General features: G+C 36.8%; 24 protein-coding genes and 1 other annotated feature. Of the genes, 2 read left to right on the top strand and 22 right to left on the bottom strand.

The genetic code is table 11. The features are described from left to right. Position 1 precedes the first annotated feature (1 nt). The 5 genes from LEGAS_RS03220 to LEGAS_RS10035 form a co-directional block, all read right to left on the bottom strand. The gene (locus LEGAS_RS03220) at positions 2-643 is read right to left on the bottom strand and encodes an amino acid ABC transporter permease (protein ID WP_010016943.1); all 642 of its coding nucleotides are present in this window, start codon (positions 641-643) and stop codon (positions 2-4) included. Positions 644-827: 184 nt separating this feature from the next. Next, positions 828-1,050 (bottom strand) — a binding site (T-box leader). A gap of 42 nt (positions 1,051-1,092) precedes the next feature. Next, positions 1,093-1,620, bottom strand: a complete 528-nt coding sequence (gene mreD, locus LEGAS_RS03215; protein ID WP_013231395.1) for a rod shape-determining protein MreD — start codon at positions 1,618-1,620, stop codon at positions 1,093-1,095. Continuing rightward, positions 1,620-2,477 (bottom strand): rod shape-determining protein MreC, encoded by an 858-nt coding sequence (gene mreC, locus LEGAS_RS03210; RefSeq protein ID WP_010389464.1) that lies wholly within the window; start codon positions 2,475-2,477, stop codon positions 1,620-1,622. The genes mreD and mreC overlap by 1 nt, the downstream gene beginning before the upstream one ends. Positions 2,478-2,552: 75 nt before the next feature. Beyond that, a complete protein-coding gene (locus LEGAS_RS03205) occupies positions 2,553-3,560 on the bottom strand; it encodes a rod shape-determining protein (RefSeq protein WP_010389466.1) in 1,008 nt (335 codons plus the stop codon). Between the two features lie 100 nt (positions 3,561-3,660). Then, the gene (locus LEGAS_RS10035; RefSeq protein ID WP_010389467.1) at positions 3,661-3,834 is read right to left on the bottom strand and encodes a hypothetical protein; all 174 of its coding nucleotides are present in this window, start codon (positions 3,832-3,834) and stop codon (positions 3,661-3,663) included. A 182-nt stretch (positions 3,835-4,016) separates the two neighbouring features. Between LEGAS_RS10035 and LEGAS_RS03200 the strand changes: the two genes are divergently transcribed. Further along, the gene (locus tag LEGAS_RS03200) at positions 4,017-6,080 is read left to right on the top strand and encodes an ATP-dependent Clp protease ATP-binding subunit (protein WP_013231394.1); all 2,064 of its coding nucleotides are present in this window, start codon (positions 4,017-4,019) and stop codon (positions 6,078-6,080) included. Between the two features lie 135 nt (positions 6,081-6,215). After that, positions 6,216-7,382 (top strand): DUF2075 domain-containing protein, encoded by a 1,167-nt coding sequence (locus tag LEGAS_RS03195; RefSeq protein ID WP_010389469.1) that lies wholly within the window; start codon positions 6,216-6,218, stop codon positions 7,380-7,382. 115 nt (positions 7,383-7,497) lie between these two features. On the opposite strand, the gene LEGAS_RS03190 is transcribed toward LEGAS_RS03195, so the two are convergent. From LEGAS_RS03190 to LEGAS_RS03110, 17 genes are all read right to left on the bottom strand, one after another. Further along, positions 7,498-8,010, bottom strand: coding sequence for a YiiX/YebB-like N1pC/P60 family cysteine hydrolase (locus tag LEGAS_RS03190; protein ID WP_013231393.1), 513 nt, complete (start codon positions 8,008-8,010; stop codon positions 7,498-7,500). Between the two features lie 28 nt (positions 8,011-8,038). After that, on the bottom strand, positions 8,039-9,322 hold the full coding sequence (locus LEGAS_RS03185) for an adenylosuccinate synthase (RefSeq protein ID WP_013231392.1): 1,284 nt from the start codon (positions 9,320-9,322) through the stop codon (positions 8,039-8,041). Between the two features lie 302 nt (positions 9,323-9,624). Beyond that, on the bottom strand, positions 9,625-10,695 hold the full coding sequence (gene hisC, locus LEGAS_RS03180; protein WP_013231391.1) for a histidinol-phosphate transaminase: 1,071 nt from the start codon (positions 10,693-10,695) through the stop codon (positions 9,625-9,627). Between the two features lie 3 nt (positions 10,696-10,698). Next, on the bottom strand, positions 10,699-11,019 hold the full coding sequence (gene hisE, locus LEGAS_RS03175) for a phosphoribosyl-ATP diphosphatase (RefSeq protein WP_013231390.1): 321 nt from the start codon (positions 11,017-11,019) through the stop codon (positions 10,699-10,701). Positions 11,020-11,074: 55 nt separating this feature from the next. After that, positions 11,075-11,428 (bottom strand): phosphoribosyl-AMP cyclohydrolase, encoded by a 354-nt coding sequence (hisI, locus tag LEGAS_RS03170; protein ID WP_013231389.1) that lies wholly within the window; start codon positions 11,426-11,428, stop codon positions 11,075-11,077. After that, positions 11,425-12,189: an imidazole glycerol phosphate synthase subunit HisF gene (hisF, locus tag LEGAS_RS03165; protein ID WP_013231388.1), complete on the bottom strand. Its 765-nt coding sequence runs from the start codon at positions 12,187-12,189 to the stop codon at positions 11,425-11,427. The genes hisI and hisF overlap by 4 nt, the downstream gene beginning before the upstream one ends. Before the next feature lies 1 nt (position 12,190). Further along, positions 12,191-12,904, bottom strand: a complete 714-nt coding sequence (gene hisA / locus LEGAS_RS03160) for a 1-(5-phosphoribosyl)-5-[(5-phosphoribosylamino)methylideneamino]imidazole-4-carboxamide isomerase (protein WP_013231387.1) — start codon at positions 12,902-12,904, stop codon at positions 12,191-12,193. Then, positions 12,901-13,542, bottom strand: a complete 642-nt coding sequence (gene hisH, locus LEGAS_RS03155; protein ID WP_010388440.1) for an imidazole glycerol phosphate synthase subunit HisH — start codon at positions 13,540-13,542, stop codon at positions 12,901-12,903. The genes hisA and hisH overlap by 4 nt, the downstream gene beginning before the upstream one ends. Further along, complete coding sequence (gene hisB, locus LEGAS_RS03150; protein ID WP_010388442.1) at positions 13,542-14,129, bottom strand: imidazoleglycerol-phosphate dehydratase HisB; 588 nt, start codon at positions 14,127-14,129, stop codon at positions 13,542-13,544. Before hisB ends, hisH begins: the two co-directional genes overlap by 1 nt. Positions 14,130-14,178: 49 nt before the next feature. Continuing rightward, positions 14,179-15,456: a histidinol dehydrogenase gene (hisD, locus tag LEGAS_RS03145; RefSeq protein ID WP_013231386.1), complete on the bottom strand. Its 1,278-nt coding sequence runs from the start codon at positions 15,454-15,456 to the stop codon at positions 14,179-14,181. A 10-nt stretch (positions 15,457-15,466) separates the two neighbouring features. After that, positions 15,467-17,071, bottom strand: coding sequence for an ATP phosphoribosyltransferase (gene hisG, locus LEGAS_RS09875; RefSeq protein ID WP_013231385.1), 1,605 nt, complete (start codon positions 17,069-17,071; stop codon positions 15,467-15,469). A 340-nt stretch (positions 17,072-17,411) separates the two neighbouring features. Beyond that, positions 17,412-18,263, bottom strand: a complete 852-nt coding sequence (gene hisJ, locus LEGAS_RS03135; protein ID WP_013231384.1) for a histidinol-phosphatase HisJ — start codon at positions 18,261-18,263, stop codon at positions 17,412-17,414. Positions 18,264-18,328: 65 nt separating this feature from the next. Next, positions 18,329-19,675 (bottom strand): PTS cellobiose transporter subunit IIC, encoded by a 1,347-nt coding sequence (gene celB / locus LEGAS_RS03130; protein WP_010385517.1) that lies wholly within the window; start codon positions 19,673-19,675, stop codon positions 18,329-18,331. A 2-nt stretch (positions 19,676-19,677) separates the two neighbouring features. After that, on the bottom strand, positions 19,678-20,232 hold the full coding sequence (locus tag LEGAS_RS03125; RefSeq protein ID WP_013231383.1) for a hypothetical protein: 555 nt from the start codon (positions 20,230-20,232) through the stop codon (positions 19,678-19,680). Next, positions 20,183-20,548: a PTS cellobiose transporter subunit IIA gene (locus LEGAS_RS03120; protein WP_013231382.1), complete on the bottom strand. Its 366-nt coding sequence runs from the start codon at positions 20,546-20,548 to the stop codon at positions 20,183-20,185. Before LEGAS_RS03120 ends, LEGAS_RS03125 begins: the two co-directional genes overlap by 50 nt. Beyond that, positions 20,545-22,542: a BglG family transcription antiterminator gene (locus tag LEGAS_RS03115; protein WP_041771691.1), complete on the bottom strand. Its 1,998-nt coding sequence runs from the start codon at positions 22,540-22,542 to the stop codon at positions 20,545-20,547. Before LEGAS_RS03115 ends, LEGAS_RS03120 begins: the two co-directional genes overlap by 4 nt. A 22-nt stretch (positions 22,543-22,564) precedes the next feature. Beyond that, positions 22,565-22,879 (bottom strand): PTS cellobiose transporter subunit IIB, encoded by a 315-nt coding sequence (locus LEGAS_RS03110; RefSeq protein ID WP_013231380.1) that lies wholly within the window; start codon positions 22,877-22,879, stop codon positions 22,565-22,567. Between the last annotated feature and the right edge of the window lie 6 nt (positions 22,880-22,885).

Below are 22,885 nucleotides of genomic sequence, written 5' to 3'. Positions count from 1 at the left end.
CTTATCTCCAAATATTTAAACGTTTTTCGGTACGTCGCAATAGTACAGTTACAATCGCCGTCATGATAAGATAAATTAATCCAACGAGCAAATAAGGAATTAATGTCACATCACGGCTGGCAGCGATATTACCTGCCCGTAGAATATCTCCTAACCCAATAACGTATACTAATGACGTATCTTTAACCAGGTTAATGACTTCATTGCCAAAGGATGGTACAACAATTTTAATTACTTGGGGTAGCACAATTTTAAAAAATGTTTGTATTTTTGTAAAACCCAACACCTTGGCCGCATCATATTGGCCACGAGGGACAGATTGCAACCCACCACGGAATATTTCAGCCAAATAGGCCGCATAGTTAATAATAAAAGCAATAATAGCTGCTTCGAATCTTGGAAAAGAAATACCCATCATACCTAATCCATAATAAACAAAAATTAATTGTAGCAATAATGGTGTTCCTCGCATAATCCAAATATACCCATTAATTAGCCAACGAATCGTAAAATATTCAGATTTCATACCAAGGGATACAATGATTCCCAATGGGATAGACCCAATAATTGTGAAAAAGAATACCCCCAATGTCATTTTTAAACCTGACAATAAACTCGGTAATAATTCTAGAAAATAGTTCATCAGTTACTCCTTTTTTAAACGTCATTATTAATTACGTTACTTTCAATTAAAAAAACTCTTGCAAAATGTTTTGCAAGAGGACGCGTCAGCGTGATACCACCTCAGATTTTAATTTTGTTCACACAAAACTACTCTGTCAGTCTTTTATAGCAAACACAAAAACGCCCTCTGAATACAAATGCATTCAGAGGGCGTTTTTACGCGGTGCCACCTCTTATCACACAATCATCACTGATTATGCCTTAATAAGTCAAAAGACTGTATGCGGTAACGGGCAAATCCGATGTGATCTACTTCATTCAATCACACACTCGCAAATGTGTTTCATTTAACATAATCATTTGCTCACATTACCCGCAAACTCTCTGAAGAAAATGTTAAACTACTCTTCTGCTCAACGTTTTTTAATATATTTCTTATTATAGTCTTTTTATTTTTTTTGTCAATATTTATTTTAAAAACTGAAATAATGACCAAGTGGGATAGTAGCAAATTGTGGCTACAATAATATTCAAAATAGCAGTCGGTAACACTTCAAATACGAAAAAAGTGACCAAACTCACATTTGCACTGCCAATGATAAATCCAGCACCATAGGTAACAACGAGATAAACAATTAATCCAATCAAAAATATGGTTATACCGCTCAGCAAACGCTCATCTAGTACTTTGTGCAGCTGTTTCATCACAGCAACTGCTACAATAAATGCCAACGTATACGTACCGAAAATACCTGTGTAGTACATGTCAAATAATATGCCAATGAGTATAACATACAGCCAAAATGGCATATCTTTATCTACCTCAAATTGAATAGCATAAAAGAGCCAAACCAATGTGAGTGTTGGCAGAATGTACCATGGAAAAGCAGTCAAAATACCACCCATACCAGCCATTAATGAGCCATCAACAAACAATAAAAAAAATAAAAGCACCGGATATACAACTCGTAATCGTGTTAACTGCCAAAATGCCATTATTGCGCTCCAATCTGTGATACAGCAACAACTACTGTTGTAACGTTACCCAAATCAGCCGCTGGTTCAATATTAATTTGCTTAGACAACCCATAGTCATCTCGGGTCACACTTGAAACCTTTCCAACATAAAGTCCGGCAGGAATAACACCACCCAATCCCGATGTTTCAACCAAATCTCCAGCTTTAATCTGATTTTCTGATGTGACTTGACTCATTATTAATTGATTTTTTTCACGATTAAAGTCTGTCACAATGCCATTAACATCTCCATTACCACCCTTAATTGTAATCGCAAATCGATTCGCATCTTCACTTGTATCAGATATAAGTGCCACCTTCGAATTAGTTGTATTTACCTCACTTATTCGACCAATAATGCCAGCACCAGACAATACTGGCATCCCCTTTTTAAGACCTGATTTCAGTCCTTTATTGATAACCAACTGAGACTGCCATGTCGTTGGTGACCGACTAATAGTGACCGCGGATACTGTCTTATAATCTGTCAAAGTTGCTTTGAGCTTCAGTTGATTTTTGAGCGTTTTATTTTCTTCTTCTACTGTTTGAAGTCTCACCTTATCTTGTGCAAATTCATCAATTTTTGATTTTAGTTCACGATTTTCTTCAAACGTATCTAATAAATTACCAATGCTATTAGCTGAGCGACCAATAGCTGTAGTTGGTACTGAAATAATACGACTCACACCACCAGCTAAATCATTGCTAAAACGCTGAAAAAAAGGTGGTGTGTTTGTTCGCTTTGCCCACCAATTGGATCCCGCTATCAGCCCCACAATCACAATGAGCGAAATAATAATTGTTACAACAGCGCGCGACGAAAATATTTTACGCATTTTGTATCCCCTTGTTTCAAAAATAAAAGCGTAGCGCAAGCGCTACGCTGGTGTTCAATTTATCTCATTTGCTACTTAACTTTGTCGCATCACGTCAATAGACTTCAATGCTTCACCTGTACCAATTGCCACAGCATCAAGCGGTTCATTAGCAATTAAGACTGGCACCTTTGTCGCTTCTTGAATTATTTTATCCATATCACGCAGCATTGCACCACCACCAGTTAATACCATACCATGGTCAATAACATCTGCAGCTAGTTCAGGTTGTGTAGATTCTAGGGTTTCACGAATTGCAGCGACAATTTCTTGAACCGGCTCTTGAATTGATGTTGCAACATCTTCAGCTGTGACATCAATTGTTTTTGGTAAACCAGTCAACAAGTCTCGTCCACGTACTGATGCATTAGGTAATGTTCTTGCTAATTCTAACGAAGCTGCACCAATTTCAATTTTCAAGCGTTCTGCTGTTGGTTCGCCAATAGTCACATTATATTTATTACGTACGAAATTAGCAATTGCTTCATCGAGTTTATCTCCGGCTATCCGAATTGAGCGACTCGACACAATGCCGCCTAACGAAATAGTGGCAACGTCAGTTGTTCCACCACCCATATCCACAACCATAGAACCTGTTGGATCCATAACGGGTAATCCTGCACCAACGGCAGCAGCAAAAGGTTCTTCAATAACATACGCATCACGAGCACCTGCAACACGAGCAGCATCAATAACAGCGCGCCGCTCTACAGCTGTTACACCTGAAGGCACACCAATAGTAACATATGGCTTACCAATACGACCACCTAACGCTTTTTGTAAATAGTAACGAATCATTGCTACTGTCGTATCATAATCTGCAATGACACCATCACGCATCGGCCGAATAGCCGCAATGCTAGCTGGTGTTCTGCCAAGCATATCTTTTGCTTCTGAACCCACAGCAACTACTTCGTTTGTTTGTGTATTTCGCGCAACAACAGACGGTTCACGCAAAACAATACCACGTCCTTCAATATATACATATGTGTTGGCCGTACCAAGATCGATACCGACGTTTCGTTGTCCAAATGAAAATGCCACTATGCTGCCCCTTTTGTGCTTTCTATTATCAAAAAATGCGCACACCTTATTTTATGCTTAACTTATAATATTGTAGCATAAAAAAGCGTTTAACTGCCGATTAATTTGCACGGACATATTTAATATTACCTTGTTTTCCCGCGACGCCTCGAATACGGTTTTGAGATGTGAAATCTCGCCAAATTTTTTGAAATGCCGGAAATGTTGCTGGTGTGATAACAATTTCATCAATTTCACCATCACGTAAGTCGATTAATAATTGTTCATAATCCATTTAGTCACCTCACAATATAGTATACAATATTTTCTTTTAGCACTCAAAACAAAAGAGTGCTAATTTTAATTGTAATTTAATATTAAGGTGTTATACTAAGACTATATTATAGAAAGGAAACGTGTGAAATCACTGACAAACGATTTGTTGACTTAGTGCAATATCTCACACGACTTAATATTATGGCATCACAAGACCCATTTGGATTTGGCAATATTAATTTTGATGAAATGATGCGTGCAATGAACGAACAAATGCAGTCGGCACAACCTGATAATCAAGCTAATATTAACCAACAACAGAATAAAAAAGATAAAACTAAAAAAAGACCTACTTTACTAGAAGAATATGGTATTAACCTCACACAACAAGCACGTGATGGTAAGCTTGATCCAGTAATTGGCCGTGATTTAGAAGTCGCTCGTACAATTGAAATACTTAACCGTCGAACTAAAAACAACCCTGTTCTCATTGGTGAACCTGGTGTAGGTAAAACAGCAGTAGTTGAAGGTTTAGCGCAGGCAATTGTTGAAAACAAAGTACCTGAGAAATTACGTTCTAAAGACGTCATCCGTTTAGCTATGTCTGCTATGGTACAAGGTACTGCTATGCGTGGACAGTTCGAGGCGCGTATGCGTCAATTAATGAAAGAAGTAGCTGACAACGATGATGTAATTTTGTTCATTGATGAAGTTCACGAGATTATGGGCGCTGGTAATGCCGAAGGCGGTATGGATGCCGGTAATATCTTAAAGCCAGCCTTAGCTCGTGGCGAATTCCAACTTATTGGTGCCACGACCTTAAATGAATATCGTAAAATAGAAAAAGATGGCGCAATCGCACGACGTTTTCAACCTGTTCAAATTGAAGAACCATCAAAAGAGGCTACAATCCAAATATTGAAAGGTATTCAACAACGTTATGAGGCCTATCATCATGTCACTTTTACCGATGATGCCATAACCGCTGCTGTTGAATTATCAGATCGTTATGTCCCTGAACGGTTTTTACCGGATAAGGCAATTGATTTAATCGATGAAGCAGGCTCTCGTAAAAATTTGACCATGACAATTGCCGATCCAAAATCAATTCAAACAAAAATAGATGCTGCCGATCAATTAAAGCAAGATGCAATTGACAAAGAAGATTTTGAAAAAGCAAGCTACTGGCGTGATCAAACCAATCAGCTCGAATCTCAAAAAGCTCAAGTTGAAGCGCACCCAGAGATGTTCAAACCACAATCTGTGACTGAAAAAGATATTCTTCAAATTATTGAAGATAAAACAGATATACCAGTTGGCGATTTAAAAGATAATGAGGCTAATCAATTACAAGAACTAGATAATCAATTGGCGCAACATGTTGTCGGACAAGACATTGCCGTTCAGACAGTTGCCAAAGCCATTCGTCGTAATCGTATTGGTTTAACAAAATCAGGTCGTCCAATTGGGTCATTCTTATTCGTTGGCCCCACTGGTGTCGGCAAGACTGAATTAGCTAAGCAACTAGCAAAAGAAATGTTTGGCAGTAAAGATGCCTTAATTCGTTTCGATATGTCTGAATATATGGAAAAACACGCTGTTTCTAAAATGATCGGTGCCCCAGCTGGCTATGTTGGTTATGAAGAAGCTGGTCAACTAACTGAACAAGTACGACGTCATCCTTATTCACTCGTTTTAATTGATGAAGTTGAAAAAGCGCATCCTGATGTGATGAATATGTTCTTACAAATTTTAGATGATGGTCGCTTGACTGATGCACAAGGCCATGTTGTCAGCTTCAAAGATACTGTTATTATTATGACTTCAAATGCTGGTTCAACTGATACTGGTAACGTTCCAATGGGATTTAATCAGCTAGACGCACAAAACAAATTATTACAACGTTTAGAAAATTATTTCCGACCCGAATTTTTAAATCGTTTTGACGACATTATTGAATTTGAACAATTATCAAAAGCAAATCTCTTGGCAATCGTTGATCTCATGTTATCAGACATGAACAATAATTTAGCTGATAATAACTTACATGTTAGTGTGAGTGACGCAGCAAAGTTAAAATTAGTAGCACTTGGCTATAATCCAACTCTTGGCGCGCGACCTCTACGTCGTGTTTTACAAGATAAAATTGCAGACCACTTAGCTGATTATTATCTAGCACACCCTGACGTAACTGATTTATATGCAGATATTGATGCCGATACAGATGATATCATTATTTCTAAAACAGAGTACATTAAGGCTTAAACGTAGCTTTGAAATAACAATAACTTAATTTTTTATGCGGCGACCCACCAATACGCCATTGGTGGGTTGCCTTTTAATTTAACCAACAAACATATAGCATTATAGTATAATAATTACTAATGAGGTGATCTACTAATGAACGAAGTTTTAAAAGAACAATTTTTAATTGACAAATTATCTGATGACCAACAAAGTGTCATTGCTGATATGAATACCTATATTAATGATAGTATTGTAAGAAAACAACATGCTGTCGCTATCATTCAAGGCGCTGCAGGTACTGGCAAATCCGTTGTTTTGATGCAACTTGTTCGACAATACATGACAGATAAACACTATAAAACAGCCTTAGTTGTTAATCATCCAGAACTTTATAAAGCGTACCAAGATATGGCAAAAGATTTTTCTGGACTGAATCCACGTGATATTCGGCGACCAACTGCACTCATTAACGATGCACAAAAAAGCAATCATAAATATGATGTCATTTTTGTTGATGAAGCACACTTATTATACTCAAAATCTGAACCCTACGCTCACTATCGTGGCAAGAACCAACTGACTGATCTAATAAATCTCGCCAAAATTGTTGTGGTAGTGTACGATTTTAAGCAAGTTTTTCAATCAAAAATGTACTGGTCACAAGAATTATTGATAGATACGATTGGTAATCATCCCCATAAACAGTTTAATATGGATTTCCAATATCGCATGATTGCCAGCGATGCACAAGTTGATTGGATGGATAAGCTAACCGCACAAAAACCGATTACACCCTTTCCCAACAATAGTCATTTTGAATTCGAAGTCTTTTCAACTGCTGGCGCCCTTTACGAAAAAATAAAGGTTAAAAATAAAAATTTTGGTTTAAGCCGAGTTGTAGCAACATCAGGATTTCCTCGAATTGATGGTCGGCATAATGTCGAAATGGATTCTTTTTCATTACCTTGGGATGAATGGGATCCGCAACGCACACACTGGGCTAAAAGAGAATCTTCTATCACACAGGTTGGCACAATTTATACGTTACAAGGTTTTGATTTAAATTATGTTGGCATGATTATTGGTCCATCCTTTGGTTATGATGCCAAAACGGACAGCATGACGATTATCCCAGAAAAATACTCGCACAAAGAAATTTTTAAGAAACGTCAAGATCTACAATTCACATCAGCACAATATCAAGAATTTATCGCTAATGTATTAAATGTATTAATCAAACGTGGTAAATATGGTCTCTATTTAACAGCTTATGATGATGCGTTACGAGAACGATTATTGGCTTTGCAACGCGACAATTAATCATTTGTAATTGAGATTGATTATTTTTTCAGCACATATGATCACTAAAAAATCGTATGATATTGAGTGAACGCCACTGACTATCATACGATTTTTATAATGAATTTGTTAATATCTATAGTTGACCAATGAATTGCAAGTACTCTGATGTTGCCATTTTGTTAGGATTTGTTCCCAGTTGATTTAATGGTACGTCAACACCTAATTTTAAATAATAAGCAGACCAGAAGTCTGATATTTGGTGTTCACCATCCCCAAATTGCATGGTTTCCTCATCAAAATCAATGACACTTTTAAATGCAGCCGCTACTAACTGAGAACAATAGACCCCTGGATCATCTTTATAAAATGAAAAATTATAAGGTTGATGTTCAAATTGGCAGGCACGTGCCACAACGCCATCACTATTTTCAACTCTTGGTCGATAGACAGCCACGTGATTAGATTCATTTAAGAAAACAGCCAGTGTTTGTCTCACAACGCCATAGCGCGGGCTTGCATGAATCACGTGTTTACTATCTATGGCAATAGCAACATGAACATAATTACCAGTTGATGCAGCAATTGCTTCGTCCATATCATGATGTTGATTTGGCACAAAAAGCAAATCGGCAGTTTGGATTTCCATGTCTCTACTTACCCCTTACTCTGATAGCTTACTGCCAAACTGCACTCAAAAGATGCGTTTCTTCTGGTTTTGGACCAACAGCAAAACTTAATAATTCAACTTCTAATAATTCTGAGATTCGTTTTAAATAATTTTGAGCATTAATTGGTAAAGCATCAAAAGACTGCACTTCGGTAATGTCTTCATCCCAACCAGGTAATGTTTCACAATTAACATCTAATCCATCAAACCATGTGTCTGATGCCGGGAAATGATGAATTTCTTCACCCCTATACGTGTATGATGTCGCAATTTTCAATTCTTTCAAGCCAGACAACACATCTAATGAATTAATTGCTAATTTAGTCAAACCAGATACTTGAACCGCATGGCGTAATGCCACTGCATCTAACCAACCAATACGCCGTGGGCGTTTAGTCACAACCCCGTATTCATGGCCAACTTCGCGAATATGTGCCGCAATATTATCATGAAGCTCTGTTGGAAATGGCCCTTCACCAACACGTGATGTATAGGCTTTAATCACACCGACAACATCTTGTATTTGTTTAGGTCCAACACCAGCACCGTTCATCACACCACCGGCCGTTGGATTTGAACTTGTGACATAAGGATACGTGCCATGATCAACATCTAACATGATTCCTTGTGCGCCTTCAAATACCACACGTTTTTTATCAGCCATTAGTTGCCCTAACAAATAGGAAGTATCCGTCACATACGGTGCTAATAAGCGACCATATTCAACATAAGTGTTATAAATATCATTATAATCTAAGGCTTCTTCACCGTATAATTTTGTCAACTGATCATTTTTAAATGGTAAGTATTCTTTAAGCAGTTTTGAAAAAACCTCTGGATCAATTAAATCAGCTATACGAATACCCACACGAGAAATTTTATCTGTATAGGCCGGGCCGATACCTTTTTTAGTCGTACCAATACGATTATTTGATGCTGATTCAGCTGCTTTATCCAGTGCAATATGGTATGGCATAATCACATGTGCACGATTAGAAATACGCAAATTTTCAATCGAAATACCCTTTGATTCAACTTTGTCAATTTCTGCAAGCAATGCTTCAGGATTAACGACAACGCCATTGCCTAAAATTGCTAACTGACCTTTAGTTAAAATTCCCGATGGCAACGCAGAAAGTTCAAATTTAGTCTCACCATGCCAGATTGTATGCCCAGCATTATTGCCACCCTGATAGCGAACAACTGCATCTGCATTTTCCGAAAAAAAGTCAACTATCTTTCCTTTACCTTCATCGCCCCATTGCGAACCAACAACAATTACACCAGACATATTTTTCTCCTAGTACATCCTCAGCTGCTTTCAGACGGGATAGGTTTATCGGAGAAAGCCCTGCGATTCAAAAAATCAACAGTGGCTTGTTTGCGCCTATCCGTGAGTGTCCCTCTGTGAGTATACGTTTTATTTTTTAGTAAAAAACGAACATTATGAGTGAAACCGTCTTTTACTTATTCATTTTACCATATTACAAAGTAGTTAGATAGCGTAAAATAATCAAAATGTTATTATTATCCCCACTAGGCCTATATTACATCATAATCAAAATAAAAAGGACACTATTGTCCTTTAATTAATTATTTCATAATGGTTAAAATGGCTTTTCGCATCCCAACGTTATCTTCTGATGTTCCTAAAGCAATTCGAATCCATTCTGAATTTAAATGATCATTGACTTGGTAACCTTGAGATAGTAGATATTCACCAACCTTTTTCGTATCACCAACCTTAATCCAAAGAAAATTAGTTTGCGAGTTATAAAAAGTCAAGTTATTGTCACGTAAAAATGTTTGAAACTGCTTTCTTTCAACTTGTGTCTTTGTGACCACTTGATTCAAATAATCTTGATCTTCAACCGCTGCAGTAGCGCCAACAATTTGATAAGTATTGAGGTTATAAGGCAAACGCACTGCTTGCATCACACCATACAATGGTTCTTGCATGATACCATAACCAACTCGTAAATTTGCTAAACCGTAGGCTTTTGATAAAGTACGCAAAACAACAAGATTAGTATAATTTTTGACATCTATCGCAACAGTTGCATCTGGCTCATCAACAAAATCATAATATGCTTCATCAACGACCAATGTCACTGTCTTGGGTAACTTTTCCAAGAAAGCTAAAATGTCTGACCGCTTTTCAAACACACCCGTTGGATTATTAGGGTTAGCCAGCCATACCATTGTCGTCTTCTCATCTACTGCTGCTAACATGGCATCGAAATCAACTTGACCCGTTTCTAGTTTCACTGGTATTTTTTTTGTATCAGCTTGCTCTATTTGTGCATGCATGGCATATTCGCCAAATGTTGGATCTGGGATAATAATATTTGATCCTGGCGTTAATACTGTCCGTGTCAATAATTGAATCAATTCATCAGCGCCGACACCAAATACCAAACTCTCAGGCGCCACGTTATCATGTTTGGCAACTGCTTCTCGCAAGATTGTAGCTTGACCATCTGGATAGTATCCCAAAATATCAGCAGCTGTTGCTCTAATTGCTTGGTACACTTTTGGTGATGATCCATATACTGATTCATTAGCTGACAAACGTGCTAAGTGTGATAAACCATATTTAGCTTTAACAGCTTCAGCAGGTAATTCAGCCTGATAAGCTTTCATGTTCTTAATTGATTCTTTCATTATTCAAACTCTCCAATCTTTACGCTCATGCAAACGTGATTCTTGTCCTTGACGAGAACCTAGTTCATCTTTGATGTCATCAAGTGTGACATCCTTTTCAACTAATAATACCATTAAATGAAACAATAAATCAGCAGTTTCATAAATTAGTTCATCATTCGTGTTTTTTGCACCAAGGATCACCTCTGTTGACTCTTCACCAATTTTTTTTAGAATTTTATCTAACCCTTTAGTGTAAAGGTAATTTGTGTATGAACTTTCTTCTGGCTTATTTTTGCGGTTCAGTGCCTGTTTATAAAGTGCTTCAATTGATTGTTGCATCATAATTACTTCTCCTTGAACAAAACGCTATTGCTGTTCATTAATTTGACAATAGCGTTCAGGTGTTAACTCTAAAATCATTATCAATTACAGGATTAAAAAAACATGAATACCTTCCTGTGTGACATGCTACGCCATTTGGTATCACTTGAATAAGTACTGTGTCTAAATCACAATCCAAAGTCATAGAGACAACTTGCTGTGTATGACCGCTAGTTGCCCCTTTGTGCCATAATTCAGCACGTTCTCGTGACCAAAACCAAGTTTCACCCGTTGATTTTGTCAATGCATAACTCGCTTCATTCATATATCCCAACATCAAAATAGCGCCAGTTGTGACATCAGTTATAATGGCTGGCACGAGATTGTTTTGATAAGGCTTATTAAAATCAGGTGTTTGCTCAATTGTCATAACCTCATAACCAACCCTTCACGATATAAACTTTCTTTTAAATCAGATATTGCTATCTTGCCATAATGAAATACGGAGGCAGCTAACGCAGCATCTGCATGCCCAGATTTAAATACAGTCTTAAAATCAGATTTTTTCCCCGCACCACCACTAGCAATAATTGGCACATTAACTGCTTGAGTTAGTGCTTGGTATAATGCGATATCGTAGCCATTTTGAGTACCATCAGTATTCATACTTGTCACTAATAATTCACCAGCACCGTACTGTACCATTTTTTTTGCCCAACTAATTGTTTCTAGATTGGTGGCTTTGGTTCCCCCAGAAACATAAACTTGGTGCTTCTTTAAATTGTCATTCCATTTAGAATCAATTGCCCCAACAATCGCCTGTGAACCAAAAGCCTCTGCGCCTTGCCGAATAATATCAGGATTAGTAACAGCTGCTGAGTTCAAAAACACTTTGTCAGCTCCTGCTTGAATTATAGCGCGTATACTTGCTAAATCAGTTACCCCACCACCAGCTGTTAAAGGAATAAAAACAGCAGACGAAACACGTTCAATCATCTCTATCATTGTCGTTCGCCCTTCCAAAGTTGCCGAAATATCTAAAAAAACAAGTTCATCTGCGCCAGAATTTTGATAAGCAATTGCCGTATCAACTGGATCACCAACATCTTGCAAGTTAAGAAAATTAATGCCTTTCACAACACGACCGTTTTTAACATCAAGTGCCGGTACAATACGTTTTGCTAATGCCATACTATTCCTCCAATTCAGCTAACTGTGTCAGCGATATGCTACCTGAAGCTAAAGCCTTGCCAACAATAATATCTTGTATGCCGGCTTGATTTAAAGCAACCAAATCACTCATTTGCGCGATACCACCACTAGCTATAATATTAGCCGTCACAAAGTGTTGTTGTAGTTTAACTAATAGGTCAATGTTTGGTCCTTGAAGCATGCCATCACGAACCACATCAGTCACAATAAAATGTTTCACGCCAATAGCTATCATGGCAGACAACAATGTTTCAAAACTAATATTTGACTGTTCAAGCCATCCCTCTGTTGCAATTTTTCCATCTTTGCCATCGATACCAACAGCAATTAATTCACCATATTTTTCAACTGCTTGCCGTACCAAAGTGGGATTTTTTAAAGCAACTGATCCAAGAATGACACGATTTATTCCGGCATTGTAATATTGTTCAATTTGGTCTAGTGTTCGAATACCTCCACCAACCTCTAGGAAACCAGTAAAGTTTTGCCGTATGGATAGAATCGTCTTGAAGTTAGCTGCTAAACCGGACTTTGCGCCATCTAAGTCAACAACATGTAATGCATGTAAACCGGCCTTATCAATTTTTTTTGCTTGTGCAACGGGATCTGAGTCGACTACTGTGACGGCATTGTAATTGCCTTGTAATAAGCGGACTGATTGACCGCCTAATAAATCAATTGCAGGTAATATCACACGTTCACCGCCTTATCTGATACCATATTTGCAAAAGCTTGCCAAACACGTAACCCGACTTCACCAGATTTTTCTGGATGAAACTGTGCCCCAATAATATTATCTTTTATAACAACACTTGGCACTTGTACACCATAATCAACGCTAGCCGCAATATATTTCGGATCTGTTTTGACATAATATGAATGTACAAAATAAGTAAACTCATTTTTAATGCCTTGCGTTAAGGCATTCTCAATCGTAACACTGTTTTGATTCCATCCCATTTGCGGCACTTTAAAACCAGTATTTTGTGGTAATCTCACTACTTCACCTGGAATAAGTCCAAATCCGATTGTTTCACCAAATTCTGTTGATGAGTCAAATAACAACTGCATGCCTAAACAAACCCCTAAAATCGGTGTACCATTGTTTGCTGCTTTTTTAATTGGTACTAAAAGTTGGTTCTCATTGATTTTGTCCATGGCCGTTTTATAAGCGCCAACACCAGGAATGACAAGACCGTCTGCTGCTAAAATTTCGGAAGGATCTTTTGTTAATTTGGCTGCTAATCCCACATACTTTATTGCTTTCATGACATTGAAAATATTACCAGCGCCATAATCAATTACTACAATAACCGGATTTTCTTTTGACATTAAATCACCCCTTTGGTTGAATTAATCCCTTTAATTTCAGGATTAATCGTCACTGCTTGGCGCATTGCACGCCCCATTGCTTTGAAAATACTCTCAATTTTGTGGTGTGTATTACGACCATAAAGCACTTCAATATGCACATTGGCACGTGCTTGGTCTGCAAATCCTTGCCAAAAATCTTCAACCACTTCTGTTTCAAATGATCCTAACAATGGTGCTGTCAGTTCTGCTTGAAAAACTAAGTAGGCACGTCCAGATAAATCGACTACCGCACGTGACAAGGTCTCATCCATCGGTATCAATTGTGCACCGTAGCGCTCAATACCTGATTTATCACCCAGTGCTTGCGTAAACGCCTCACCTAATGCAATACCAATATCTTCAGTTGTATGATGTGAATCAACATTTAAGTCACCATTAACTGTTACTTGCAAACCAAAACGGCCATGCTTGGCAAATAGTGTGAGCATATGGTCAAGATACCCAATGCCCGTATTCACTGAAATTAATGTTTGCTCATCGATTGCTAACATTAATTTGATTTGTGTCTCAAATGTATTTCTGGTGATGTTTGCTATTCTTGACATCGTTAATTTATCCTTTTCTATCCATCTCTATACATTAATATTAAGCGACTTATGACTGACGAATTTCAATTGCGCGCGCGTGTCCTTCCAGACCTTCTTCACGTGCTAACACTGTGACATCATTAACGTCATCTAATAATGCATCTTTTGAATAGTACAAATATTGAATACGTTTTTGAAAATCCCAGACACCCAATGCTGAACTAAATCGCGCTGTTCCACCAGTTGGCAAAATATGATTTGGTCCAGCTAGATAATCGCCTAATGGCTCAGAAGCGTATTTACCTAAAAATACTGAACCTGCATTTTGTATTTTATTGATGTAATCATATGCATTTTCAAGCTGAATTTCCAAATGTTCTGGTGCAACTGCATTCATTAAATCAATCATATTATCAATTGTATCAACCAAGTAAATAAAGCCATTATTATCAATCGCCTCTCGAGCAATAGCTGCCCTTGGCAAGGTATTTAGCTGTACATTCACTTCGTCAAAAACTGCCTGGGCTAACTTTTCTGAGTTCGTAATTAAAATGGCGCGCGCATTGATATCGTGTTCAGCCTGTGACAACAAATCAGCAGCTACATCTTTAGCTCGTGCTGATTCGTCAGCCAAAATACCAATTTCTGATGGGCCAGCAATCATATCAATCGCCACTTGTCCAAAGACTGCACGCTTAGCAGTCGCGACGTAAGCATTTCCTGGTCCTGTGATTTTATCTACCTGTGGTATTGATTCAGTCCCGTAAGCTAACGCTGCAATTGCTTGTGCCCCACCGACTTGGTAAATACTATCAATACCAGCAATTCGTGCTGCAGCTAATACAGCGTCATTTAAACCATTTTTTTGTGGTGGTGTCACCATAATAATGGTTTCAACACCGGCAATTTTTGCTGGTAATGCATTCATCAAAACAGATGATGGATAGGCTGCTGTTCCTCCTGGCACATAAATTCCTACTGCCGACAATGGCGTGACTTTTGTGCCCCTTGTCACACCAGAACGTGGTGACTCTTCAAAAGACTGTTGCAATTCTAATTGATGAAATGAGCGAATATTTACGGCTGCTTTTTCTAATGCCTTTATGACCGCAGGATCAACATTTTTAACTGCTAAATCAATTTGTTCTGCGCTTACTTTCAATTCATCCAGCGAAACATGATCAAATTCTTTGGCATATGCTTTTAAAGCAATATCTCCTTTTTCACGTACGTTTTTAATAATGTTTATCACTCGTGATTCAACCAGTGGATCACTTGTTTTTGATGTTTGCTGACGTATACGTGATTTGATTTGATCAATTGACTCATTTTTAATAATTTGCATCGTTTTTTCCTCACTTTGTCTGATTTAGTAACGTGATTAAGTTTTCAATCACTTGTTTTAATTTTGATTGAAATTGCAATAAGGCACCTGGTCGGACAAGTAAGTGTGTTGCCACTTCACCAACTGTGTCATAAATAACAAGATTATTTTCACGTAAAGTATCACCAGTTTGTGTAATATCAATAATCGCATCTGACAAACCAGTTAACGGCCCTAACTCGACCGAACCTGACAATTTAACTAATTCAACGTCTTCTCCATGTTGAGAAAAATAACGACTAGCCGTTTTAGGGTATTTAGTTGCAATACGTTTACGTTGTATCCCATTAATCATAAAATTTTGAGGGGCTGCTAGTACAAATGCCGCTTGCCCCGTTTGTAGGTTCAAAACATCATAGTGATTTTGAATTTGTTCAGCAATCGTATCTGAACCGACAATACCAACATCGCCAATGCCACGATCTAGGTACTTAATCACGTCATCAGGTTTTACCAAAATAAAGCGATAAATACCATCTGGACTATCAAATACTAACTTTCGATCTTGATTTTCTAAAGGTGTTGTATCAATACCAGCTGATTTTAATAACGGGCGCGTATCTTTTTCAACACGTCCTTTGGCCAGTACAACAACAATTGGTTCCTCAGGGTTATGATCTGCCACCTCGCGTTGCCATTCAGCCATAATTGTATCAATATTGAAACCCATCCCCACTGCCGGTAAGCTTTCTGTTTGAAAACTTTCTAATAAGCGATCATAACGACCACCACTAAAAAGATAACGTCCCAGACTTGGTACAAAACCACGTATAATTGTACCTGTATAATAAGGTTGTGGGGATGCCGCTGCAAGATCAACAGTAACAGCGACATCAGGATAATGTTCATGAATGAACGTTGCTAATTTCAACCAACGATCAACAAGATCATTTACTTCCGGCAAATCTTGTAACTGCCACATCACAGTTTCACCATCTTCACCAAATGCCAAAGGCCATCTAGTTAAGTGTGCCGGAAAATCTTTTATTGTCATTCGAACTTTCTCAAAAGCTGTCATATTTTTACTTTCAATCGCTTGTTTAAGTAATTTTTGCTGTTTACTTGATATATCAAGCGTGCCTAAGACACGATCAATTAATCTTGTATCGCTAATTACAACTTGAACATCCGCAATTTCAAATTGCTGCGCAAAATCTAACATAATATCCAATGCCTGTATTTCAGCCTTAAAACTGCTATCGCCAATTAATTCAATGCCGGCCTGTGTCTCCTGATTGTATTCTCCAGATAGATAATCAGTACGTCGAAAGACATCACCAATATAGTAAAATTTTTGAACACGTGCTTGTTGTGATTTAGATGCCAAAAATCGTGCAACAGGCAAAGTTAGGTCTGGTCGTAACACTAAATTTTCACCCATTTGATCACGCAGATGAAACACATTATCATGTTGATATTGTTCAAAAACACTTTCTCGTTCAATCAATGGTGTATTAATGGCCACAAACGCTTTTTTATTTAATGTTTTGCTGATCAAATGCGTTATTTGCTGTTTTTGCACCAAAGCTTCACCAAATTCATCATGTGATCCTGCTGCTAAGATTTTTTCGCCCATCAATTTCTCCTAATTATAATATTTTTCCAATAAAAAACGTCCTTACAAACTATAATCATAGTTTGCAAGGACGTTTATACGTGTTCCCACCTTGATTTTAGATAAACTTACGTCTATCTACTCATTCACCCATTACAATAGGTGTACTCGGTATCGGGAGTTTCCGAAATGACTTTTGATCATTTCTCTCGTCGGTGTGTTTCATTGAATACGTAGGCGCTCATCTCAATGCGTTAGCTTAAGCACTTTCTGTACAACGTGATTTCAATTACTTTTCCAACTTCAGAAATTATTTATTAGATTAAACTAATCATACACCCATAATATTATATGTCAATACTTATTTTTCGTTTTTTAAAGTATCAGATACAGTCATATTATAGAATTGGCCAACAGCACTCACCTCGTGTGCATCAGAACCATAAACTAATTCAATCCCTAGATCATTTGCTTTTTGAACAATATCAAGGGTTGGATAAGTTTCACCATTATAAGGTTTCATAAGTCCAGCCGCATTATAGTCAAGTTGAAAATGATCATTTTTAATTTGCATTAACAGATCATCAATTCGCAATTGATTATCAACATCAAATTTTGGCAGATTAAAATATTTTTGGTACTTTCGAATTAACGTCATATGTCCAATTCTAATGACAATGTCATTTGGTAAAGTTGCCGCAAAACGTACACTTTTTTGCACTGTATTAAAATAGTTTTTAAATACAGTTTGTGGCAAACTATGAATATCAGGAAAGTACTTTGCTAACGTCTCTGGATCAAAATCAATTGGTGCAACTAACTTATCATGGTTTGGCAAAAAATGAACTGATACAACTACTTCATCTAGCCAGTCTGCTTGCATGAGTATAAATTGTCGTAATTCTGTCTCATAGTTTTCTAAATAGTCGAGTTCAAAACCACTTTTGATGTCAATTTGATCAGCATATTTTAACTGAACACGGTTAACTTCTTTTTGGTACGCTGCTAATTCGGTGATCAACATTGCCGAACCGTGACGTGCCTCACTTGGCCCTGTGAAATGCTCTAAAAACATTGTGGGTAATGGTGCGTGCTCGGTTACCACGTATTCTGTGAATCCTAATGAAATTGCCCGCTCAATATAATCATCTAATGGTTCATGAGATCCATGATGTGAGAATTGTGTATGTGTATGACCATCTTTTTTTATCATTGTTGTTACTCCTTCAAAACATTGTAACAAATAAAATAAATCTGTTGTCATACAATGACTTTATTTTAACTTTTAGTAGGTATTCCTTGCTCATCATGATACAATTTTGTATCATATATTTTGATGAAAGGCAGGTAGATTAGAAAGGCAATGATAACACAAAGTATGGCTAATACTGACGCCCGCCAATCAACAGTACTGATGAAAGCACCTATTCCGGCTGGTGATGGCCACGGTGCCTGAATAACAATAGGTCGAATAAAGTGGAAATTAATTGCCGCGTAAGCAACTGATGCGGTAACCATTGGTGCCAAGAAAAATGGAATAGCCAGATAAGGATTATAGACAATAGGCAAACCAAATATTAGTGGTTCATTAATATTAAATAGCGACGGTACAATTGAAGCGCGTCCTAATACTTTTAGTTGCTCGGATCGTGCAAGCAAAGCAATAAATATACACAAACCTAATGTTGCTCCTGATCCACCTAAAATTGCAAACGAATTATTAAATTCTCCAGCAAATGGTATGTTCGCACCATGCGAATTTGCTACCATATTGGCTAAGAAAATAGGTGTAATAAATGCAGAAATAATGTTCGCACCATGTATACCCACAATCCAGAGTGCATGAATTAGGAATTCAATAACCATAACACCTAACCAAGTACTAGTCATGCTTGTAACGAAACTAAATGGAATGGCAATCATTTTAAAAATGTCAGTTCCAAGGAGTACCAATCCCCCATTGATAGCTAGTACAACAAGGGCAATCACAAACGTTGGAATTAAAGCAGTAAAAGATCGAGATACCCCTTCAGGTACAGCATCAGGCATTTTGATTGTCCAATTGTGCTTAACACAGAAAGTATATAACCACACTGCCAAAATTGCCATAATAATAGCCGTGAAAATGCCACTAGTACCAATTCTATCAATAGTGCTAGTCATTCTAAATCCATTGATAACTTTTTCATTAGCAGTAATAGAATTCACTAGGACAATTTTACCGCCCTTCATTACTAATTCAGGCAAACACATGAAGAAAGCAAATAATGACAAGAATGCGCCATTTAACGGTGCAACTTTCAATTTATCTTCTGCTTGAATAATACGGGTTAATTCAAATCCAATGGCTAAACTAAAGTACATCGCCAAAATACCCATAGTTGCTGTGTTAGCAATCATATAAAGATCACTAAATTTAAAGAATGTGGCATTGAAAAAATCAGTTAGAAAAGGAAATACAGTAGGCAATATATTCAAAACTAGTATCATTGATCCAACAATTGTAAATGGAATAGAAGCCATTCCTGCTGCCATAATTGCGCGAACAATTCTGTATTGCGCTATTTTGGTCATTGGCTTTAGTAACACTTTTTGTAAGATATTAAATAAACGTCCATTTTCCATAACTATTTCATCCCCTTATTTTTTTTAAGAATGGCTTGATATGCTACCAAGCGCGAATAGTACTTATCATGATTACTTGCAATCAAAGTAAGCCTTTTGTTAACAAAAAGAATGACTCCAAAACCAAGTAACAAGATAACTAGAACAATGTATCGATTTTGATTCGTATTATTTACAAATTGAAATAGTGATGCAAATAATGGTGTCATTGTACTAATCATCAGAGCAACATTGACGGCTAATTGTGTTCTAAAAAATAATTTTGAAAAGATTAATTGATTTGTATGCTGTCCAAACAATTTAATTTGTTCTACAATAGCAAATCCAGACACGAACATGACGGCTAAGGGTATTATAACTACCCACGTATGGCGCATAATTAACGCCCAATATAAATTAACAAAGAAAAATAACGCAGTGGCATAACGAATCAACATAAAACGATTAAATTGCATACTTTTAAGACTCATGTCTTGACGATTTTTTTCAACTGTAACCGCTAGTTGTTTATCTTTCGACTGGGCTCTCTCTCGTCGTTGATTGACTGCTGCCTTCAATTTGCTTCACCTCCTTGTATAAATGTTGCATTTCAATGGCCATTTCTCTCAAAGTCATTGTTGTCATCAAATGATCTTGCGCATGAACCAAAATAATTTCCATATCAATTTTGGTTCCTGCCGCATAGGTTTGAAGTAATTTTGTTTGTGATTTATGCGCCAATAGCAGTTCGGTATTAGCATCTTGCAATTTTTGTTCAGATAACTTGAAGTTTTTAAGACGCATTGCTGAAAATGCTTCATGAACATTTGTACGGGAATTACCACTATGTAAAATAATTTCAAACGCGATCACTTGAATTTCTTCAGAATTCATTTACTTTTACCGCCCTTCATAAACAGTATAAATTTTTGTCGAAAATCAGAAAAATTTTTAGTTACCACTAAATCTGCTTGTTGTGTTGTATTGTCTACTAAATGTACGATAGTTTGCGTTATTGCCATTAACCCCTGATTGTTTAAATAGGATGGCGATAAAAGAAAAACCAGTTTAATATTTGGATATGAATGTGACCATTTTAAACCTGCTGGGATAACGCCGATGGCAATTTTAGGTACTTTGCTCATTGCTCTTGCTGGATGAGGTACTGCAATCACATCATTAAATGTTATAGCGCTGAGTAATTCACGTTGATCAATTTGATCTAGTAGTTCTTGTTTAAATTCTGCTGGCTCATCTGTCAAAAGCATATCACTTAATTGATTTAAAACATCTTCTCGATCAGTGGGTACTCGCCAAATTTTAAAACGTGAGACATCCGTAAATTGATCGAAATAATTTGTTGACTGACTGTTAGTCACATCCTTAGTCGTTACACTGCTCAATTGACGCGAATTATCATTTAAATTATTTAAAAAATGTCCTAACTTTTTAATATCGTTTTCTGTCAAGAAAACACTCACTTGAACAACGGGTATTTTAAAAACCTGTGTTGATAAATCAATTGTGCTAATAATAATATCAACACCATTTAATGCCGCATCATCAATCTCATAATATCCCTTAATACCAATAATATTTAATTGTTTCCCAAACTCTTTTTCAAGACGGTTATTTAACAATTGTGCTGACCCATAACCAGTCGCGCATATCAGTAAAACTTTAGGTTTATTCAAATCTCGGTATTTTTCAGCTGCAGCCATAAGATGCAATGCAAGATACGCGATTTCATCATCATTGATATCAAATTTAGATAAATAGCGCGACAAATGCACATATCGTTTAACATCTGAGAAGTAATGAGAATAATTTGCTTTTATTTCTTGTAGCAACGGATTTTTGAGTTGCAACCCCTGTTCAAGTCTAACAATCATGGGTTTCAAGTGTGCAATTAAATTCTTTTTAAGATCATAATCCTGAGATATTGGGCAACCAGTTGCCTCTTCAATTTGTTGTAGTACAAAATCTAAATCTTCATGTAAAGCTTCATCGTTTGTAACATTAATGTTTTTTCCTTTAGCTAACAATTGAATTGTTAAATAGGCTACTTCACTTTTGGGCACCTTCAGGTGGTAACTATTTTCCAAACGATGAATAATATTTTCTGCCACAGTATATACTTGGCGTGTTTCCAAACTATCATCAAAATCAACTGGTTGTAATTCAAATCCACCGGCCATACGTTGCACACTCAGCGCAATATATAACACAATATTTTGAATTGTGAAATCCGTCAAATAAATCCCTGATTCACGACATTCATCAAGCACAATAATTGTAATTTGATCAAAGCTTATTTTCTTAAAAAATGATTTATTTTCCATATAATGTTGAAAAGAATTATCATTATGAGTAAAAAAATAATCTAAAATGAAATGACGTCGATTGCGCTCCAAGCCTGTCACAAAGATGCCACTATGTGGCTTGTTTTCAATGGTTAATGCATATGGCATCAATTTTTTGCGGATAATTGACAAATCTTTTGACAACGTTGATCGTGTAACAAACAATCTTTGTGCTAAATCTTCTATTAACATTTTTTTACTCTCAATAACTAATTTATTGAGAATATATTTTTGTCGATCGGCAATATCAATTTCTTCCGTATTATTTTCATGCCACTGCGATAATTGATAATTTTTATTCAAAAATAAATCAAATGTCACTGGATGAGAAATATGCAAACAATAACCAAAACTAGGCTTTGATTCTAATACAGCACCATGTAAAACTAATTTTGTTTTTAGCACTTTAATGTAGTTTCGAATAGTCCTTGGCGATAATGACAAAATACCAGCCAATTCCTCACTGGTAACAAAACGTTCTTGGTTCTCTAATAAGTAGCGTAGTAAATCGCTTTCCTTCATCATTACACCTCAACTATCTTAACTTTTAAATACTTTCCTCGACCAATTTGGCCATTTTTTCGATACCCATTGGAATAGGAATATAAGCATTAAACGGAATCGAAACGACTGGTTTCCCGACTTCTTGCCCTATTTTTTGAAAGCCGTCAAGATACATACTTGTCTGGGGGCTAATTAGATATAAATCAAACTCGCCTGCACGAATAGCATCTTCTCCCTCTGTAGCAGTAATAGCATCCATTTCGATGTCTTTATGCTGTTCTTTAAAATAATCAGTTGTTTTTTTTGCCATCATTGATGATGACATACCTGCGGCGCAAATAATCAATGCTTTTTTCATAATAAT

This window comes from Leuconostoc gasicomitatum LMG 18811, from assembly GCF_000196855.1.
Classification (GTDB): Bacteria; Bacillota; Bacilli; order Lactobacillales; family Lactobacillaceae; genus Leuconostoc; species Leuconostoc gasicomitatum.
The sequence above is the reverse complement of the archived record's forward strand: the minus strand, read 5'-3'. Positions and strand labels throughout refer to the sequence as shown.

Bases quoted from the DNA above. Each gene is read 5' to 3' on its own strand.
- LEGAS_RS03220 (WP_010016943.1), bottom strand. From the start codon at position 643: ATGAACTATTTTCTAGAATTATTACCGAGTTTATTGTCAGGTTTAAAA.
- mreD (WP_013231395.1), bottom strand. From the start codon at position 1,620: ATGGCATTTTGGCAGTTAACACGATTACGAGTTGTATATCCGGTGCTT.
- mreC (WP_010389464.1), bottom strand. From the start codon at position 2,477: ATGCGTAAAATATTTTCGTCGCGCGCTGTTGTAACAATTATTATTTCG.
- LEGAS_RS10035 (WP_010389467.1), bottom strand. From the start codon at position 3,834: ATGGATTATGAACAATTATTAATCGACTTACGTGATGGTGAAATTGAT.
- LEGAS_RS03200 (WP_013231394.1), top strand. From the start codon at position 4,017: ATGGCATCACAAGACCCATTTGGATTTGGCAATATTAATTTTGATGAA.
- LEGAS_RS03195 (WP_010389469.1), top strand. From the start codon at position 6,216: ATGAACGAAGTTTTAAAAGAACAATTTTTAATTGACAAATTATCTGAT.
- LEGAS_RS03190 (WP_013231393.1), bottom strand. From the start codon at position 8,010: ATGGAAATCCAAACTGCCGATTTGCTTTTTGTGCCAAATCAACATCAT.
- LEGAS_RS03185 (WP_013231392.1), bottom strand. From the start codon at position 9,322: ATGTCTGGTGTAATTGTTGTTGGTTCGCAATGGGGCGATGAAGGTAAA.
- hisC (WP_013231391.1), bottom strand. From the start codon at position 10,695: ATGAAAGAATCAATTAAGAACATGAAAGCTTATCAGGCTGAATTACCT.
- hisE (WP_013231390.1), bottom strand. From the start codon at position 11,019: ATGATGCAACAATCAATTGAAGCACTTTATAAACAGGCACTGAACCGC.
- hisI (WP_013231389.1), bottom strand. From the start codon at position 11,428: ATGACAATTGAGCAAACACCTGATTTTAATAAGCCTTATCAAAACAAT.
- hisF (WP_013231388.1), bottom strand. From the start codon at position 12,189: ATGGCATTAGCAAAACGTATTGTACCGGCACTTGATGTTAAAAACGGT.
- hisH (WP_010388440.1), bottom strand. From the start codon at position 13,542: ATGTCAAAAGAAAATCCGGTTATTGTAGTAATTGATTATGGCGCTGGT.
- hisB (WP_010388442.1), bottom strand. From the start codon at position 14,129: ATGTCAAGAATAGCAAACATCACCAGAAATACATTTGAGACACAAATC.
- hisD (WP_013231386.1), bottom strand. From the start codon at position 15,456: ATGCAAATTATTAAAAATGAGTCAATTGATCAAATCAAATCACGTATA.
- hisG (WP_013231385.1), bottom strand. From the start codon at position 17,071: ATGGGCGAAAAAATCTTAGCAGCAGGATCACATGATGAATTTGGTGAA.
- hisJ (WP_013231384.1), bottom strand. From the start codon at position 18,263: ATGATAAAAAAAGATGGTCATACACATACACAATTCTCACATCATGGA.
- celB (WP_010385517.1), bottom strand. From the start codon at position 19,675: ATGGAAAATGGACGTTTATTTAATATCTTACAAAAAGTGTTACTAAAG.
- LEGAS_RS03120 (WP_013231382.1), bottom strand. From the start codon at position 20,548: ATGAATTCTGAAGAAATTCAAGTGATCGCGTTTGAAATTATTTTACAT.
- LEGAS_RS03115 (WP_041771691.1), bottom strand. From the start codon at position 22,542: ATGATGAAGGAAAGCGATTTACTACGCTACTTATTAGAGAACCAAGAA.
- LEGAS_RS03110 (WP_013231380.1), bottom strand. From the start codon at position 22,879: ATGAAAAAAGCATTGATTATTTGCGCCGCAGGTATGTCATCATCAATG.